General features: G+C 71.3%; 13 protein-coding genes. 3 read left to right on the forward strand and 10 right to left on the reverse strand.

Annotated elements, in window-relative coordinates; genetic code table 11:
- The coding region (locus ACFP1K_RS29265) for a lectin (protein WP_380759259.1) at positions 1 to 700 on the forward strand (700 nt) is incomplete at its 5' end.
- Between the two features lie 107 nt (positions 701 to 807).
- Here ACFP1K_RS29265 and ACFP1K_RS29270 read toward each other — a convergent pair.
- The 4 genes from ACFP1K_RS29270 to ACFP1K_RS29285 form a co-directional block, all read right to left on the reverse strand.
- Entirely contained in the window at positions 808 to 2022 is a 1215-nt protein-coding gene (locus ACFP1K_RS29270) for a mandelate racemase/muconate lactonizing enzyme family protein (protein WP_380759261.1), read from the reverse strand.
- A 25-nt stretch (positions 2023 to 2047) separates the two neighbouring features.
- Complete coding sequence (locus ACFP1K_RS29275) at positions 2048 to 2848, reverse strand: carbohydrate ABC transporter permease (RefSeq protein WP_380759263.1); 801 nt, start codon at positions 2846 to 2848, stop codon at positions 2048 to 2050.
- 26 nt (positions 2849 to 2874) lie between these two features.
- Positions 2875 to 3738, reverse strand: coding sequence for a carbohydrate ABC transporter permease (locus ACFP1K_RS29280; RefSeq protein WP_380759265.1), 864 nt, complete (start codon positions 3736 to 3738; stop codon positions 2875 to 2877).
- Positions 3739 to 3865: 127 nt separating this feature from the next.
- On the reverse strand, positions 3866 to 5152 hold the full coding sequence (locus ACFP1K_RS29285) for an ABC transporter substrate-binding protein (protein WP_380759267.1): 1287 nt from the start codon (positions 5150 to 5152) through the stop codon (positions 3866 to 3868).
- A gap of 126 nt (positions 5153 to 5278) precedes the next feature.
- Here ACFP1K_RS29285 and ACFP1K_RS29290 point away from each other — a divergent pair, with 126 nt between their 5' ends.
- Positions 5279 to 6049, forward strand: coding sequence for a FadR/GntR family transcriptional regulator (locus tag ACFP1K_RS29290; protein ID WP_380759269.1), 771 nt, complete (start codon positions 5279 to 5281; stop codon positions 6047 to 6049).
- A gap of 43 nt (positions 6050 to 6092) precedes the next feature.
- Positions 6093 to 7613, forward strand: a complete 1521-nt coding sequence (locus tag ACFP1K_RS29295; RefSeq protein ID WP_380759271.1) for a hypothetical protein — start codon at positions 6093 to 6095, stop codon at positions 7611 to 7613.
- On the opposite strand, the gene ACFP1K_RS29300 is transcribed toward ACFP1K_RS29295, so the two are convergent.
- From ACFP1K_RS29300 to ACFP1K_RS29325, 6 genes are all read right to left on the reverse strand, one after another.
- Positions 7534 to 8217 (reverse strand): nitronate monooxygenase, encoded by a 684-nt coding sequence (locus ACFP1K_RS29300; protein WP_380759273.1) that lies wholly within the window; start codon positions 8215 to 8217, stop codon positions 7534 to 7536. The two genes, ACFP1K_RS29295 and ACFP1K_RS29300, sit on opposite strands and share 80 nt — an antisense overlap.
- 35 nt (positions 8218 to 8252) lie before the next feature.
- Entirely contained in the window at positions 8253 to 10106 is a 1854-nt protein-coding gene (locus ACFP1K_RS29305) for a RiPP maturation radical SAM C-methyltransferase (protein WP_380759275.1), read from the reverse strand.
- Between the two features lie 52 nt (positions 10107 to 10158).
- Positions 10159 to 10371: a ferredoxin gene (locus ACFP1K_RS29310; RefSeq protein WP_380759277.1), complete on the reverse strand. Its 213-nt coding sequence runs from the start codon at positions 10369 to 10371 to the stop codon at positions 10159 to 10161.
- A gap of 3 nt (positions 10372 to 10374) precedes the next feature.
- Positions 10375 to 11577: a cytochrome P450 gene (locus tag ACFP1K_RS29315; protein ID WP_380759279.1), complete on the reverse strand. Its 1203-nt coding sequence runs from the start codon at positions 11575 to 11577 to the stop codon at positions 10375 to 10377.
- A gap of 33 nt (positions 11578 to 11610) precedes the next feature.
- Positions 11611 to 12795: a cytochrome P450 gene (locus ACFP1K_RS29320; protein WP_380759281.1), complete on the reverse strand. Its 1185-nt coding sequence runs from the start codon at positions 12793 to 12795 to the stop codon at positions 11611 to 11613.
- Between the two features lie 83 nt (positions 12796 to 12878).
- Positions 12879 to 17126 carry an amino acid adenylation domain-containing protein gene (locus tag ACFP1K_RS29325; RefSeq protein ID WP_380759283.1) on the reverse strand — a complete coding sequence of 1416 codons (4248 nt, stop codon included), beginning with the start codon at positions 17124 to 17126 and terminating at the stop codon, positions 12879 to 12881.
- Between the last annotated feature and the right edge of the window lie 9 nt (positions 17127 to 17135).

The raw sequence follows: 17135 nt of genomic DNA on the forward strand, positions 1-17135 counted from the left end.
CATCGCCCAGTTCGCCGCCCTCGGCGTCGACGTGCAGATCACCGAGCTCGACATCGGCGGCTCCGGCTCCGGCCAGGCCGACTCCTACCGCCGCGTCACCCAGGCCTGCATGGCCGTCCCCCGCTGCACCGGCATCACCGTCTGGGGTATCACCGACAAGTACTCCTGGCGCAGCGGTGACACACCCCTGCTGTTCGACGGCAACTTCAACAAGAAGGCCGCCTACACCGCCGTCCTTGACGCGCTCAACGCCGGCGGCCCGGGTCCCACCACCTCTCCCACCACCTCTCCCTCCCCCTCTCCCTCTCCTTCGGGCACGGGCGCGTTCCGGGGTGCGGGCTCGGGCAGATGCCTGGAGGTCGCCGGTGCCTCGCAGGCCAACGGGGCGCAGGCGCAGATCTGGGACTGCAACGGGCAGAGCAACCAGCAGTGGACGCCGACCAGCTCGAGTGAGCTGCGGGTGTACGGCGGCAAGTGCCTGGACGTCAACGGCGCGGGCACGGCCGACGGCACCTCGGTGATCATCTGGGACTGCAACGGCCAGAACAACCAGAAGTGGCGCCTCAACTCCGACGGCACCATCACCGCCGTCGGCGCGAACAAGTGCCTGGACGTGCCGAACAACGCCACCGCCAACGGCACCAAACTCGCCATCTGGTCCTGCAACGGCGGCGCCAACCAGCGCTGGACCCGCACCTGACCTTTCGAGATCACCCGACCCTGCTCGTCACCTCGTCCCCGGGGGCGCCGGCCTCCGGGACGAGGTGACGAGGTGTCCCACGACCTGGTGACCGCCGAGGGGGACGGTCAGCCTCGGACGGGATGAGCGACCCCGTCGTCCGACTGCGCGGGTCCGCAACCAAGAGAGGAGCGCGGGCGGCGCTGCACGGCCGGACCGTGATCGGTCACCGCCAGCAGCCGCCGGCCGGCCTGCTCCGGCCGGACGTTCGGGCTGTCGGCCGTCAGGCTGCTCGACCGGCGGGTGAACCCCGTGATCGTGTCCTCGCGGATCGTGAGGCCGAGACCGGGCGCGTCACCGAGGACGAACGCGCCGTCCTCGACGTACAGGTCGAGGGACACCCCGAGCGGCGGTTGCAGATCCTGCAGCTCGCTGACTATGTGGTTGGGCACCGACGTCGCGGCGTGCAGCAGGGCGACCGAGGTGTTGCCGATCGGGCTGACCGGTACGTCGTGGGCGTGGGCCAGGGCGGATACCCGGAGGAAATGGGTGACGCCCCAGACCGCCGCCGCCTGGACGATGTCGGCGGCCCCGGCGGCCAGCAGCGGGCGGTACTGCTCGAGCCCGGTGAGGTTCTCCCCGGTGGCGACCGACGCGCGGATCCCCCTGCCGACGACGGCGTGGCCTTCGGCGTCCCATCGCCGGACGGGCTCCTCGATCCAGGTGAGGTCCAGGGTGCGTTCGAGCTCGCAGACGTGCCGGACCGCCTGCTTGCGGGACCAGGCCTCGTTGACGTCGAGCATCAGGCCCGGCCGCGCTCCGTGCCCCGCCTCGGTGAGGACCTCCCGCACCAGGGTCAGGCGGTGCCGGTCTCGTTCGATGTCGAGGCCGCCCTTGAGCTTGGCCGCCCGCAGGCCGTACTGGGCGTAGACCTGGTAGACCGAGACGAGTTCGTCGTCGGTCAGGCCGATGTCCAGGCCCGAGGCGTACGCGGGCACCCGCCGGTCACGCCCGCCCAGCAGCCGCCAGAGGGGTTCACCGGCCGCTTTCGCCTTGATGTCCCAGAGCGCGGTGTCGAGTGCGCCGATGGTCCCGAACACGGCCCCCGCGTGGCCGGCCTTGAAGGTCTGGCGCAGCATGCGGTCGTACAGCGCGGTCACGCCGCGCGGATCCTCGCCCTCGATCGCGGCGAAGACGGTGTCGAGACCACCGTGGGGCCCGAAGCCGACGCCGGTGATCCCCTCGTCGGTGTCGACCATGACGATCGGCACCGTGACCACGCCGTCGGCGAACACGCCGTTGGCGTCACCGACCGGGCGGCCCCATTCCTGAACCGTCGTCAACGTGCGATACCCCGTGATACGCATGTCAGCCCTTCGTGGAACCGGCGGTGACACCGTCGGCGATCTGGCGCTGGAGAAAGAGATAGACCATGAGGACGGGTACGGCGGCGATCAGGACCCCCGAGGCGAAGGTGGGGATGTCGTCGGAATACTGCCCACGCAGCGAGGTGACCCCGACCATGAGGGTGCGGTGGTCGGCCGACGGCATCATCAACAGGGAGATGAGCACGTCGTTCCAGCAGAACAAGGTATCGAGGATGCCCACGGAGAGCAGCGCGGGGGTCCCCATCGGCAGCATGATCCGCCGGTACACGCCGTACACGGTGTTCCCGTCGATCCTGGCCGCGTCGACGATCTCGCGCGGGACGGTCTTGTAGTAGCTGGTCATCAGGAAGACGGTGAACGGGAGGAACTGCGCGACGTAGGCCAGGACCAGCCCGGGGTAGGTGTCGATCAGACCGCTGTCGGCCATGACCCGGGCGAACGGCACCATGATCACTTGGAACGGGATGAACAGCGCCGCCAGACACCCGAGGAAGAGCGCCTTGGAGCCGCGGAACGGGAGCTGACTCAGCGCGAAGCCCGCCATCGACCCCAGCAGCAGCAGTAGGACCACCGACGCCGTCACCACGCCGAGCGAGTTGACGAAGTACCGCGCCATGCCGACGCTGGTCCATGCCGTGACGAGGTTGTCCCAGTTCAGGGAGCCGGTCAGGGAGAACCGGTCGAGAATGTAGTCCCGCCGCGTCTTCATGGCGACGTTGGCGGTGAACACCAGGGGATAGATCGTCGCGAGCGCGAGGACCCCCATCGGAACGGCGATCACCCACCTGCTCAAGCGCCTGCCGGGCATCAGTCCGCCCTCCCCGCGCGCCGGAGCACGCTCATCTGCGCGAGTCCCACCACCAGCATGATGAAGAACAGAACCGTCGAGGCCGCCGAGGCGAGCGCGGGGCGGTTCATCTGTCCCTGCTGGTGCCAGATGTAGTACTCCGGCAGGTAGGTGGACCCTTCCGGGCCACCCGCGGTCATGACGTACAGCAGGCCGAACATGGACGTCAGCATGCCGATCATCGTGGTCACGAAGACGAACTGAATGGTGCGGGACAGCCCGGGGATGACGACGTGCCAGATGACCTGCGGCAGCGTGGCGCCGTCCACCCTGGCGGCGTCCAGGAGCGAGGAGTTCAGGGTGGCGAAGCCCGCGAGGAACACCACCAGGGCCATCCCGAACGTCGCCCAGACGTGCACGCCGACGACCGCGAACATGGCGACGCCCGGATCGCCGAGCCAGTCGACCGGGCCGAGGCCGGCCGTCCCGAGGAGGGCGTTCACCGGGCCCTCGAAGGCGAGCAGCAGGTTGTAGATCGCACCGACGATCACCGGTGACAGCACGGCGGGGAAGAAGTAGACGCTGCGGAACAACCGGTGGCCCGGCACGCGTAGGTAGATGAACGTCGCGAGAAGGCCGGGGATGGCCACCGCGACCGGCAGCAGCAGCACCAGCAACCCGACGTTGCGCAGCGCGCCCTGGAACAACGGATCCTGGAACAGCTCCGCGTAGTTGGCGAGCCCGACCGCCGTCCCGTTGCTCGCACCGTCGCCGGTGAAGGAGAAGTTGATGCCCAGCAGCAGCGGCCACAACCGCAGGATGACGATGATCAGTACGGCTGGGGCCACCAGGACGAACGGCGCGAGGCGCTCGGAACGCTGCATGCGGGGGGCGCGGCGTGAACCGGTACGGGTGACGCCGCCTCGTGCCTGCGACGCGGTTTCCGCACCTCTGGCCCGCCCGGCGGAGTCCGGGCGGACCAGGGGCGACGAACCTCCGACGGGCACGTGATCAACTCGCCTTGTCGGAAGCGGCCAGCTGCTCCACCACCTTGTCGACGGTCGCCGATCCGCTCAGTAACTGCTGGGACAGTCTCCCCATCAGATCGATGGTCTTGGAGGACAGCGCGACGTGCAGCGCGGGCTTGCCCTCCTTGAGGGTGGCCACGATCGCGCCGACGGCGGGGGCGCCCTGCGGCACCTCGATCGTGGTGTCGGACGCGATCGCGCCGGCGTCGGAGGAGAAGGAGGCGAGGGCACCGGTCGAGGTGAGCGACCGCACCAGGTCGGCGGCCAGCGCCGGCTCCTTGGTCCACTTGGCGACCGCGTAGCCGATACCACCGTCGTAGGGCATGTTCGGGCCGGAGCCGGAGGTGACGACCGGGGGCGGCATCACACCGACGTTGTCGGCCCCCAGGAACTCGCCGAAGTCCTTCCAGTGCCCCACATCGGACATCAGCCCGATGATGTGGGCGGCCTTGCCGGCATCGAAGATCGCGAAGGAGTCGTTGAACATCGCGGTCGAGTTGGCGCCGTCGTTGTTCAGACCCGAGTCGCCGGCGTCCTTCCACAACTCGAAGATCTTCTTCACATGGGGCGACTTCCAGTCGCGCTTCCCGGCGATCCAGTCGTCGTATTCCTGGGGGGTCAGGATTCCCGAGCCCAGGCCCGACATCCAGAACTGGATGCCGATGCCTTCCTTGTTGCCGAGCGCGAAGCACTTGGCCCCGGTCGCCTTCTTGATGGCCGCGCAGTCGCTGACCAACTCGTCCCACGTCTTGGGCGGGCTCGCCGGGTCAAGCCCGGCCTTCGTGTACAGCGACTTGTTGTAGTAGATCGGATGGCCCTGCAACGTGACCGGCGCCCCGTAGACCTTGCCGTCCTTGCTGAACGCGTCCCAGCCCGCCAGCCGCTCCTTGTCCCCGGCCACGTACTGGTCCAGCGGAAGCAGCGCGTTCACGCGGTCGCGGATCTGGCCGCCCCCGTTGAACATCATGACATCCGGCCCCGTACTGGACTGGATGGCCGAGCCCAGGAGGGTGTAGTACTGGTCGAACGGCTGGGCCACGAATTCGACGGTGACCCCGGGATGCTTCGCGGCGAAGTCGGCCTTCGCCTTCGCGATGTAGTTCGCCGAGGTCTTCTCGCCGGCCTTCCAGTCCCAGACCACGAGTTTCGCGGCCTTGCTGGATTCGGTCGAGGTGGGCTCGGTTCGTGTGGCGCTACCGCAGCCGGCCAGGGTCAGCCCCGCGAACAGGACGACCGGCCAAATTATTCGTTGCCCCATTGACGTGTTCACTTTCCGGAGGGCGGCCGGCTCGCCCGGCCATCTAGGCCGAAACGTAACTCGTATGACGTCTGACGTCAACACGTATGACATATACTGCGATGAAGATCGGTGACGGCCTGGCAGGCCGGAGGGAACATGACGGCATCGCAGGAATCGCCCGGGAGTGTCGCGCTACCCCCGGCATGGGTGCGGCGGCCGGCCAACCTCGCCAGGGCGGTGACGGCGGAGCTGGTGGAGCGCGTCGTCCGCGGGGTCTATCCGCCGGGCACCCCGCTGCCCCCCGAGCCCGCGCTGTGCGAGGCCTTCTCGGTGAGCCGGACCGTCGTCCGCGAGGCCGTGAAGATCCTCCAGGAGAAGGGCCTCGTGCAGGTCCGCCAGGGCGCCGGGACCATGGTCACCGCGCCGGCGATGTGGAACATGCTCGACGAGCTCGTCCTCGCGGCGACCATCGCGGTGGACGAGAGCCTGGCGATCCTCGACGACCTCGTCGTCACACGGCGTGTGCTGGAGTCCGACATGGCGAACGTCGCCGCTCGCCAGGCCGGTGAGGACACCGTCGATCGGCTGCGTGCTTTCGTGGACCGGATGGACGGGCTCGTGGACGACCAGGTCGCGTACCACGACACCGACCGCGCCTTCCACGACGCGATCATGCAGGCGTCCGGGAACCGCATCGCCCGTGGCGTCGTCCGTTCGCTGGAGAGCCAGGTCGTCAACACGGCGAGGTACATGGGCCGGACCGAACGGGCCCTGTGCGTGGCGTCGAACCTCGGCCATCGCCGCATCTACGAGCGCATCGCCGCCCACGACCCCGGCGGCGCCGCCGAGGCGATGTTCGATCACATCACCGAGGCCTGGCTCGTCCGCCGCACCGGGCCCGGCGCCCCCGTGCGCCTGCGACGCTAGCAAGGGGCCGCGCGGGCGGGCACCGGCGCTGTACAAAGAGATCATGAGGATCGGCGGTGGGCAGCCGCGGCTCGGGGCGGTGGTGCTCGACGGTTTGACGCTGCAGAGCGCGTTGCGGCTGCTCGGGGAGGCCGGCGGCGCCGAGGGGCTCGTGGTCGCGCCGCGCAGGAGCGAGTTCAACTCCGACAAGTGGGACTACGACCTCAATCACGCGCTGCGGGTGGCGATCGACGTCGAGTGCCTGGCGCAGCTCGTGCATGCGATCGTGATGCACGACGAGATCGGGATCAGTCCGGGGTTCGTGCACCGGGACGGGGATCAGGCGGTCTTACGGAACGGGTACGGGGGGTTCGTGCCCGCGGGGGTGGGGCTGGGGGAGGTGGTGACGCCGCTCGCCTATTCGGAGCGCCTGCATCGGCGGATGTTGCTGAGGGCGGGGCAGCGGGCCGTCGAGATATCTCGGACGCCGGAGTTCCGGGGGCATCTGGGGGCGCTGGCGGCGGGGGGGATGACGGGGGTGATCCTCGACATCAGCAACGGGTATTTCGAGACGGGGTACTCCGATCCGTCCTTGCTCGCCTCGTTCGAGCTGGAGGAGGAGAACGAGCGGGAGGCGATCTACGTCGATCTCGCGCTGGACGAGATGAGGCGGGTGGTGCGCAGGCCTGTCGCGGCGCGGGAGCACATGGAGGCGAGCAGGGCGTTCATGGAGCTCGCCGAGGCCATGCGGTCGATCGATCGGGGGGATCACGCCCTCGTCGAGGCGCCGATTCCGTCCGGCTACGGGTACGACAAGATGAGCGCCGCCTATGACGTGGTGCGGAACACCGCCGCGGGGCTGTACTACCAGTACGTGGCGGAGCTGGCCGAGGCTCCTTACCTGCCGCATGCCATCCGGACGCCGCTGGTGGCGTTCGATCCCGGTGGGCCTTTCGCCGCCGACGTCGAAGGGCGCGTGGTCGGGGAGGTGTCGGCGGCGCGCAGGCGGCGGGCCGATGCGGTCGCGGCGGTGGTCGGCGATCCGGGGTTCGACCTGGAGGTGCCGTTGGTGCTGGCACGGGTGTTGCGGGACGCGCGCACGCCCGCCGAGGTGATCCCGCGCGCGCTCGAACTGCGGGAGACGTCCGAGGCGCGGAGGCTGCGTGCGTGGTTCCGCGACCTTCACGGGTGGCTTCGCACGGATCTGCGGTCGGCGGAGCGGGAGCTGGAGGGTCTCCGGCCGCTGATCGCCGGCTGGACGGGGGCGCCCGCGGGTGGTGGCGAGCCGGGGATCACGGTCGGCGTCAATCTGGGTGTGGTGACGGTGGAGGGCCCGGTGCCGATCCGCATGGGCAGGGGGCGTCGCCGCAGGCGGCGGCTGCGGTTCCTGTACGACCTCGCGCGTGCCGGGGACGCGACGCCGCGGCTCGCCCCGGTGCTGGCGAACTCCCTCGGGGAGCCGATCGCCGAGGCGTGGCGGCAGGCGCAGGAGACGGTCAGGCGCTTCACCCGTGAGCGAGGACCCGCCGGTGGCCGGGACAGCCTCCTCGACCTGCGGGGACACCACGAACGGTCCACGAGCTGAACCTCACGCGATCCGGCCCGGGAGACCGGCTGCCGGCCCGGCGCCGAGGGCCAGGACGGTGGCCACGCCGCGGCCGGTCGGCGATCCCGCCGGCCGCCGGCACCGGCACCGGGGCCGCGAGGTCCGCCACCACCGGCACGAACGGCAACGTGGACCGGCCGCGCCGCGCGCCGTGCCCGCCGCTCTCGGACCCCTGCGCCACGATGACGTCGGCGCCCACGTCCACCGCCCGCCTGGCCTCCTCCAGATCGGTGACCTGGACGATCAGCGCCGCGCCCGCCCGGCGGACGCGCGCCGCGAACGGGCCCGGATCCCCGAAGGACAACATCACCGCCCGGGGGCCGTGCTCCAGCGCGCGCTCCACCGCCTCGTCGCCGATCGCCCAGGTCAGGAAACCGACACCCCACGGCTCACCGGCGCCGGCGGCGATCGGCAGCTCGCGGGCCAGCCAGTCCGGATCCCCGGCGCCGCCGCCGACCAGGCCGAGCCCGCCGCCGCGCGAGACGGCCGCCGCCAGCGCGCCGCCGGCGGACCCGCCCATCGGCGCCAGGGCGATGGGGTGCCGCACACCGAGAAGCTTCGTGAACGCCGTCGACAACGCCATGGCCCGCAATCATCCTCGCCGTGGCGGCAGGGGCGTCAGGCAGGGGGCTCCAGGGTGACCAGGCTGAGGACGCTGTCTCCTTCCTTGAGCAGGAGGTCGCGGGCGGTGAGTTCGGCCAGGATCGCGTCCACCCGTCCGGCCGGGAGGCCGAGGTCGGCGGCGAGCCTGTCCGGGCGTACCGGAGAGGCCAGCCGGTGCAGGAGCTTCTCGGTGTCGGGGGTGACCGGGGTCCACCGGGTGATGCCGGACCGGGTGTCGAGGACGGCCGGGTTCCCCTGGTCGTCCACGGTGAGGGCCAGCCGGGGCGGGGTGCCGCCGGTCCAGGCGTCGCGCCAGGCGTCGGTCAGGGACTTCAGCTTGGCCAGCCACTCGATGGACTGGACCTGGTACGCGGCGAGGTTCTCGTCGGCGAAGAAGTAGGCGAGGTCGAAGATCTGCTCCTCGGGCACCACCGGGTAGATGAGCCGGTAGAAGTCCAGGGGGCGCAGATCGAGGCCGTACTCGTGGCGCTTGGTGAAGTAGGGGCTGTACCTGTCGAAGCGCACCAGGAACGTGTCCTCGGGGGGCGGCAGGTGGACCAGGTTGGGGAGGTCCGCCGCGTACTTCTCGTAGACGCTCGCCTCCTCGCCGGGGAAGCCGAGCAGCAGGTTCCACAACGGCTCGATGCCGTACTTCAGGCACTTCTGGAGGAACTGCAGGTTGAGGAAGACCGTGGTGCCCTTGGCCATGAGCTGGAGGGTCGAGGTCGCCAGGGCCTCGATGCCGGGCTGCACCACGGTCACCCCGGCCTCCGCCATCGTCCGCATGTCGCGGTCGGAGATCGGCACCTTGACCTCGTAGAACAGTGAGGCCCCGGCGGGCGGGCTCAGCTTGGGGAAGACGTCGCGCAGGTATTCGCGCGGCATGATGTTGTCGGTTCCGTGGAACGTGCGGCACCACGGCGCGAAGCTGAAAAGCCACTCGAACTGCTCCAGCGCCTTGTCCGGGGACATCGCGCGGTATCCCATGCCGAGGCCGTTGAGCCCGCAGAACGTGCAGTGCGAGCGCTCTCCCCACCAGCATCCGCGTGAGGTCTCGAAATAGAGGATCGGCTCGGCCTCTCCGGCGTCGGCGCGCAGGGCGTCCTGGCACTCGGTGAACTTGCCGACGAAGCTCTCGTAGTCGGGGTGGATGTAGTCGTCGAGATCCCGGTCCTTCCCGATGGCGCGGCGGAAGCGCGGGATCCGCACGTTCCGCTTCGACATGACGCCCGGGATCTCGTCGGCCAGCTCGGGCCTGCCGTCCATCACGCAGCGGACGAAGTCGGGGAACGTGTGCAGCGACGGCCCGGAGAAGACGTAGTCCAGGGCCGCGACGTTCTCGGCCAGCACCGCGCCCATGGGGGCCTCGCAGTTCGCGCCGCCGATGACGGTGACGACGTCCGGGTTGCGCTCCTTGACCAGCCGCGCCAGCGCGACGCTCGGGAGGGTCTGCGCGAACATCGAGGTGAAGCCGACGATGTCGCACTCGGCCAGCCGGTACCTGTCGACGAGCTCGCCGCAGAAATCCTCCAGCCGGTCCCGGACGCGCAGCATGCGCGCCCGGAAACCGGCCGCCCCCTCGTCGCAGAAGTAACGCCGGAAATACTCCTCGGTGTTGTCCGGGCTCTCGGGGAAGGCCATCCGCCGGAACAGCCATTCACCGACACCCGTGGTCAGGTACTCCGAGTTGCTCGCGAACCGCCCGTATTGCTCGGTCCCGATGAGAAGCGCGAAGTCCAGGTTGGCGTACACCACCTCGACGTCGACGGACTCGCCGAACTCCCGCTTCGTATGCGCCGCGAGCTGGCTCAACGCCACCGACGGCCGATCCCAGTCCGCGAACGGCACATTGACGAGGACGACTCGCATCGCACTCCCTTTCTCCACGAGAGGCCTGTTGACGATCAACACGGAAAAGCGGTCAGACGGCCGTGCCGGGGCCGGCGTCCTCGCCGATCACCCCGCACGGGCAGGCGTGGATGGCGTGCCGGACGGCGTCGTGCAGCGCGGGCGGCGGGCTGGCGTCCAGCAGCACCACCCGGCCGTCGGCTGTGTCCTGGTCGAAGACGTCCGGGGCGACCAGCGCGCACATGCCGGAACCGCAACAGCTCTCCTGGTCCACGCGCAGGCGCATCGGCTACGCCTCGTCCCAGGTGACGGGCAGCCGCTGCGCGCTGTAGACGGCGCTGACGTGCACGGGCACCTCGTCGGGGTCGACCGCCAGCCGCAGCGTGGGGAACCTGCTCAGCAGCTCGCGGAACGCGACGCGCATCTCGACGCGGGCCAGCTGCTGGCCGAGGCACTGGTGGATGCCGTGGCCGAAGGTCACGTGCCCGACGGCGCGGCGGCCGAGGTCCAGGGTGTCGGGGTCGGGGAACCGCTCCGGGTCGCGGTTGGCGGCGTGCAGCGAGATGGTGACCGTGTCGCCCGCCTCGATGAGATGGCCGTCCAGCTCGACGTCCTCGAGCGCGGTCTTGGCGTTGGTGTGGACGACGGTCAGGTAGCGCAGCAGTTCCTCGACGGCGCCGTCGACGAGGCCCGGGTCGTCGCGCAGCGCGGCGAGCTGGGCGGGATGGCGCAGCAGGGCGAAGACGCCGATCGCCAGCATGTTCGCGGTGGTGTCGAGGCCCGCGCCCAGCAGGACGGTGCCGATGCCCGCCAGCTCCTCGTCGCTGAGGTCGGTCTTGGTCAGGTCGCTGAGCAGGTCGTCGGTGGGGTCGGCGCGCTTGGCCACCACCAGCTCGCGCACGTACTTGTCCATGGCGACGTACGCCGCGTAGACCTCCTCGGGGGCGACGTCCAGCGCGTTCATCATGCGGGCCTCGTGCTGGAACTTCTCGTGGTCCTCGGCGGGCACGCCGAGCAGCTCGCAGATGGTGAGCGCGGGGATGGAGTACGCGAAGGCCTGGACGAGATCGGCCGGGGGGCCCTGCTTGGCGATGGCGTCGAGGATCTCCCCGGTGAACCGCTCGATCTGGGCGGTGAGCATCCCCATCCGGCGGACGGTGAACCTGCCGGTCAGCATCTGCCGGTAGCGGGTGTGCTCGGGCGGGTCCATCGCGTGCAGGTGCCCGGGCGGGGCGGGGGGCAGCTTCTCGCCGAGCCCGCCGGGGTAGGGGATGTGCAGCAGCTCGCTGCGCGAGCTGAACCGCGGGTCGGCCAGCACCCGCCGGGCGAGCGCGTGGCTCGTCACCAGCCAGCCCACGTGGCCGTCGGGGTACAGGAGCCGGCTGAGGGGGTGACCCTCGCGTGTCTTCGCCAGTTCCGGCGGAGGGTCGAACGGGCGGTCCGCGGGACGCGTCATCGGCAGGGGCGTCGCCTCGGGGAGTGTCTCGGCCATGTCGGGTCCTTTCTGTCGGCGCTTCGAGGGGCCTCAGCCGGTGCGGACCGCGACCGACTTCACTCCGGTGAAGTCCGGCGAGTCGAAGTAGACGGGCGGGACCTCCGGGTCGACGCGCAGCACCGGGAAGCGGTCCATCAGGAGGTCGAACACCACGCGCGTCTCCACCTTGATCATCTGCGCGCCGATGCAGTGGTGGGCGCCGCGGCCGAACCCGAGGTGGGGGTTGGGGCTGCGGGAGACGTCGAAGGAGTCCGGGTCGCGGAACGCGCGCGGATCTCGGTTGGCCGAACCGAGCTCGACGCGGATCATCTGGTCCTTGGGGATCTTCTGGCCCGCGACCTCCACGTCCGCGAGGGTGGCGCGGTAGGTGGCGTTGCCGGGGCTCAGGAAGCGCATGGTCTCGTCGAGCATGGTCGGGACCAGGGAGCGGTCCGCGCGCACGCGCTCGTACTGCTCGGGGAACGACTCCAGGCACAGCATCGTGTTGCCGATGAGCAGCGGGGTCGCGAGGTGCCCGGCGCCAAGGATGCCGATGACGAAGTTGATGATCTGGTCCCGGGTCATCGAGCTGCCGTCGAGCTTCTTCACCCGGCACAGCAGGCTGATCAGGTCCTCGCGGGGGTTGTCCGCGCGGTCGTCGATGTGCCGGCCGAGCATGTCGCGCAGCGGCTGCAACGGCACGGTGAGCTTCTGGAAGTAGTCCTCGCCCTCGACGGTCGTCATCATGGCCGCCTGGTCCATGTTGACGTCCACCATGCGGAACATCGTGCGGTCGTCGGCGGGGATGCCGAGCAACTCGGCGAAGACGATGCCCGACAGGTCGTCCACGAAGTCGGTCAGCAGGTTGAACCTCGTGCGCCCGCCGAGACGGCCGATCAGCTCGTCGCAGAGTTCGACGATGCGCCGCTCCAGGTCGTCCATGAACTTCGGGTTGAACACCCTGATGACCTGCTTGCGCAGGTGGACGTGCTCCGGGCCGTTCATCTGCGCCAGGTCGCCCTCGAAGTACTTCGCCGTCTCCTCGTCGACCTCGAACAGCTTGGTCCCGTCCGGCGTGAAGTTCTCGGTGTCCATCAGGACCTCGGCCGACTCCGGGTGGCCGTAGAGGTGCCAGACGCCGTTCTCCTCGTCGAACGCGACGGCCTCCTTCTTGCGTTCACCGCGCAGCCAGAACTTGTCCGGGCCGAAGCCCCACCGGTCAGCGAAGTCCTGCATCGGATCTCCTTCTTGGTCGGAAAAGCGCGGTGGTCACCGCGTCCGGTCGCCATGGACGGTCAGGGGGGCCCGGCGCCCGGGTGTCATCGCGCGTCCTCGGCGTCGCGGCCGCGGGTTCCGCGCAGGGACGGGCGGTCGTCCCGGACGGGTGTCCGGACGTTGCCCGAGATCTTCGCGACGGTGGTGTGCTCGAAGAGCGTGCGGATGGTCGCCTCCAGCCCGAGCGTCCGCCGGATCCGGCCGGCGATCCTCGTCGCCTTCAGCGAGTCGCCGCCGAGCGCGAAGAAGTCGTCGTCGATGCCCACCCGCTCGACGCCCAGGACGTCCGCGAAGATCGCGCAGAGGGCCTCCTCCTGGGGCGTGCGCGGTTCCCGTGAGGCGCCCGCGACCACCGGTAAGGCGGTCGGCGCGGCTCCGGTGCGGCGGGCCAGGCCGCCGACGTCCCCGAGGGTCTCCTCGAAGGCGCCGAGGGGCCGGTGGGCGTCCTCGATCAGCCATCGCACGGCCGAGCGGAACCCCGTCAGGACGGCCTCGGCTTCCGGGCGGGCGAACGCGTGCTCGTCGTGCTGGAGCACGAGGCGGTCTCCCTCGGCGAGCAGGCTGAGCGGGTAGCTCCCGGTGCCGATCGAGTCGACCCCGGTGAGCCGGACGGCCCCCGGCGCGGGTGCGCCGGTGGGGTAGGACTGGAAGACCGTCAGGGTGTCGAACAACGCGGGCAGACCCATCGCCCGGTGGAGCTCCGCGAGGCCGTGGTGCTCGTGCTCGATGAGCGCGGTCCGCTCCTTCTGCACGGTGGTGAGCAGGTCCGCGGCGGTGTCGCCGGGGGCCCAGCGGATCCGGACCGGGACGGTGTTGATGAACAGGCCCACCGCGGTCTCCACCTCGTCGAGCGGGGCGGAGCGGCCCGACACGGTGGCGCCGAAGACGACGTCGCGGCGGCCGGTCAGCGCGGACACCAGCAGGCCCCAGGCGCACTGCGTCAGGGTGTTCGGGGTCACGCCCAGCGCGGCGCAGGTCTTGGCCTGACGCTCGGACTCCTCCGGCGGCAGCGCGTGGACGATCTCGGCGACGACGCCCGCGGAGGTCCTCGGGCGGGTGGCCGGCGCCAGCAGGGTGGGCTCGGTCACGCCGGCCAGGTGATCGGCCCAGGCCCGCGCGCTCCGGTCCGCGTCCCGCCGCCGCGACCAGGCCAGGAAGTCCCGGAACCCGTGCGACGGCGCGGGCGCGGCGCCGTGGTAGAGGTCGAGCAGGTCGGCCCCCAGCACCTGCTGCGACCAGCCGTCGAGGAGGGCGTGGTGGCAGCTGAGCACCAGCCTGGCGTGCCCGTCGCCGAACCGCGCCAGGGTCATCCGCAGCAGCGGCGGCGCCGCCAGGTCGAACCGCGCGGCCCGGTCCCCGGCCAGGAACCGCCGCCACCGTCGTTCCCGCTCGTCCGGCGCGAGGTGGCCGAGGTCGAGCTCCCGCCAGGGCGGCTCCAGCCGGTCGGGTACGACCTGCCGCGTGGTCCCGTCCGCGCCGGTGACGAATCCGGCGCGCAGCGCGCCGTGCCTGTCCAGCAGGGCCCGCCCCGCCGCACGGAGCCGGGCCGGTTCCACCGGGCCGGACAGGTGATAGACCGTCTGCAGGTGGTAAGGATCGGCCCCGCCGTCGCCGAGCGCCGACTCGAACACCATCCCGGCCTGCAGCGGAGTCAGCGGCCACACCTCGGCCTCATGCGGGTGGTGCCGCCACGGCCGCGGATCCTCGGACGCGCCCTCGGGTTGTCCCGCGGCGGCGCTCCCGGCCGGGGCCGCCTCGCCGTCATCCGCCGTGTCCACCGGGGTTTCCCCGGTCACGCCGGCCGCCGCGCGGGCCAGCTCGGCGGCGGTCCGCTGTTCCAGGACCTGCCACGAGGTGACGGCGATGCCCCGGGTGCGGGCGCGGGTCATCACCTGGATGGCGCGGACGCTGTCCCCGCCGAGCGCCAGGAAGTCGTCGTCGGCGCCGACGCGGTCACGCCCGAGGACGTCGGCGTAGATCTCGGTGAGCGCGCGCTCCAGGTCCGAGCGGGGCGCCCGGTAGGCGGGGCCGGTGGCGGGTGCCGGGAGGGCGCGGCGGTCCAGCTTGCCGTTCGGCGAGAGCGGCAGCCGGTCCAGCGACACGAACTCCGCGGGCACCATGTAGCCGGGCAGCCTGCTCGCGGCGAGGTCGCGCAGCTCCCGGTGGCCGGCGCCGGGCGCGACGTACGCCACCAGTCGCCCGTCCCGCGCGACGACGGCCGCCTCGCGCACCGCCGGGTGGGAGCGCAGGACCGCCTCGATCTCCCCGGGCTCCACCCGCAGGCCGTTGATCTTGAGCTGGAAGTCCGCGCGGCCGAGCAGCTCGATCAGGCCGTCCGGGCGGAAGCGGGCCAGGTCGCCCGTGCGGTAGACGCGCTCGCCGGTCACCTCGCCGCACGACCAGTCGAAGAAGCGCTCGGCGGTCTGCTCGGGCCGGTCCAGATACCCCCGGGCCAGGCCGATCCCGGCCAGGTACAGTTCCCCCGCCACCTCCGGCGGGACGGGCTGGAGCGCGTCGTCGAGGATGTACACCCGCTGGTTGGCCATCGGGCGTCCGTAGGGGATGCTCGTCCACCCCGGGTCGACCGTCCCCACCTCGTAGATCGTCGAGTGGATGGACGCCTCCGTGGCGCCGCCCATGACGACGAGACGCAGGTCCGGCATGAACCGGCGGATCCGGTCCGGCAGCGTCACCGGCACCCAGTCCCCGCCGAGCAGCGCCAGCCGTACGCCGGGCAGCGCGGGGCCTCCCGCCTGCTCCAGGTGGTCGGCAAGCAGGCCGAGCAGCGCCGGAGCGGAGTTCCACACGGTGACGCCCATGGCCGCGATCAGCTCGGCCCAGTGCGCGGGGTCGCCGGCGCGGGCGGGGTCGGGGACGACCACGGTGCCGCCGGCGGCGGTGACGCCGAGGAACTCGTACACGGACATGTCGAAGCTCGGCGACGACAGGGCGAGGACGGCGTCGCCGGGGCCGACCGCGAAGCGGTCGTTGAGGTCGGCGATGTTGTTCATGACCCCGCGATGGCGCAGCGCGATCGGCTTCGGCTCCCCGGTGGAGCCGGAGGTGTGGATGACGTAGCAGAGGTCGTCCGGGCCCGCGACGAGGCCGTCCTCGGGCGGGTCGGCGGGCACGTCCTCCTCGCTGTCGAGGAGCAGCAGGCGCTCGGCGGGGAGGTTCCCGGCCAGAGCCTGGCGGGAGATCACCAGCGCGCACGAGGAGCCCTCGGCCATGGCGGCCAGCCGCCGGGTGGGGTAGCCCGGGTCCAGCGGGACGTACCCGCCACCGGCCTTGAGCACGCCGAGCACCGCGACGAGCAGGAGCGGCGACCGGTCCAGGCAGACCCCGGCCCGCGTGCCGGGGCCGACGCCGGCCGAGCGCAGGCGCCGGGCCAGCCGGTCGGCCGCCGCGTCGATCCGGCGGTACGTCCACCGCTCGCCGGCCCCGGGCCCGGCCTGGACGACCGCCGTCGCCTCGGGATCCCGGGCCGCCGCCGCCTCGAACGCCTCGTGCAGGCACCCGGACGGCAGGTCCCGCCCGGTCCGGTTCCAGTCGACGAGGACCCGCCGCCGCTCGGCGTCCGTCATCATGCTCAGGCGCGCCACGGCCCGGTCCGGGTGCCGCGTCCCGTCCTCGACAAGCGTCCGATAGTGCCCGAGCAGCCGCTCCACCGTGCCCGCGTCGAAGATCCCGGCGTCATAGTGACAGGTCAGCGCGGCGTCCCCCCGCCGCACCACCAGCTCCAGCTCACGGGCCCTGGCCACGCCGACCGACTTGCCCGCCTGAGTGAAGCAGATACCGATCGTGGCGGTCTCGCCCGCCCGAGCGGAGCGAATCTCGGCCGTGGCCGGTTCGCCCGCCTGGGGAGAGCGGATGGTGGTTGTGGCGGGTTCGTTCGCCTTTGGGAAGCGGGTCTCGGTCGTGGCCGGTTCGCCCGCCTGGAGGGAGCGGATGGTGGTTGTGGCGGGTTCGCGCGTGGGTTCACGGGGGGTCGCTAGCGCGGCTTCGAGGTCTGGCAGTGTCGAGCCGGGGGGGACCGTCAGGAGCACGTGTTCGGGACGGCCGTCGGGGCCGGTTCGGTGCAGGGTGATGTGGGTCTGGCCGGTGTAGCGGTGCAGCAGTGCCGCCAGGCCGGCGAGGAGCAGGTCGTCGCGGCCTGTTCCGGCCGCGGGGCGGGGGAGGGGGTACGTCTGGATCGCCATGGGCCCGGCGGGGGCGCCCGGCCGACGGGGGCGGTCCGCGGGCAGCAGCACGGGCGGCGGTGCGGCGTGCGCCCTGCCGGAGGTGGGGTTCACCGGGTCTCC

The sequence above is a fragment of the Sphaerisporangium aureirubrum genome (genome assembly GCF_042658925.1).
GTDB classification, from domain to species: Bacteria; Actinomycetota; Actinomycetes; order Streptosporangiales; family Streptosporangiaceae; genus Sphaerisporangium; species Sphaerisporangium aureirubrum.

Bases quoted from the DNA above. Each gene is read 5' to 3' on its own strand.
- ACFP1K_RS29310 (WP_380759277.1), bottom strand. From the start codon at position 10,371: ATGCGCCTGCGCGTGGACCAGGAGAGCTGTTGCGGTTCCGGCATGTGC.
- ACFP1K_RS29295 (WP_380759271.1), top strand. From the start codon at position 6,093: ATGAGGATCGGCGGTGGGCAGCCGCGGCTCGGGGCGGTGGTGCTCGAC.
- ACFP1K_RS29290 (WP_380759269.1), top strand. From the start codon at position 5,279: ATGACGGCATCGCAGGAATCGCCCGGGAGTGTCGCGCTACCCCCGGCA.
- ACFP1K_RS29320 (WP_380759281.1), bottom strand. From the start codon at position 12,795: ATGCAGGACTTCGCTGACCGGTGGGGCTTCGGCCCGGACAAGTTCTGG.
- ACFP1K_RS29300 (WP_380759273.1), bottom strand. From the start codon at position 8,217: ATGGCGTTGTCGACGGCGTTCACGAAGCTTCTCGGTGTGCGGCACCCC.
- ACFP1K_RS29315 (WP_380759279.1), bottom strand. From the start codon at position 11,577: ATGGCCGAGACACTCCCCGAGGCGACGCCCCTGCCGATGACGCGTCCC.
- ACFP1K_RS29280 (WP_380759265.1), bottom strand. From the start codon at position 3,738: ATGCAGCGTTCCGAGCGCCTCGCGCCGTTCGTCCTGGTGGCCCCAGCC.
- ACFP1K_RS29305 (WP_380759275.1), bottom strand. From the start codon at position 10,106: ATGCGAGTCGTCCTCGTCAATGTGCCGTTCGCGGACTGGGATCGGCCG.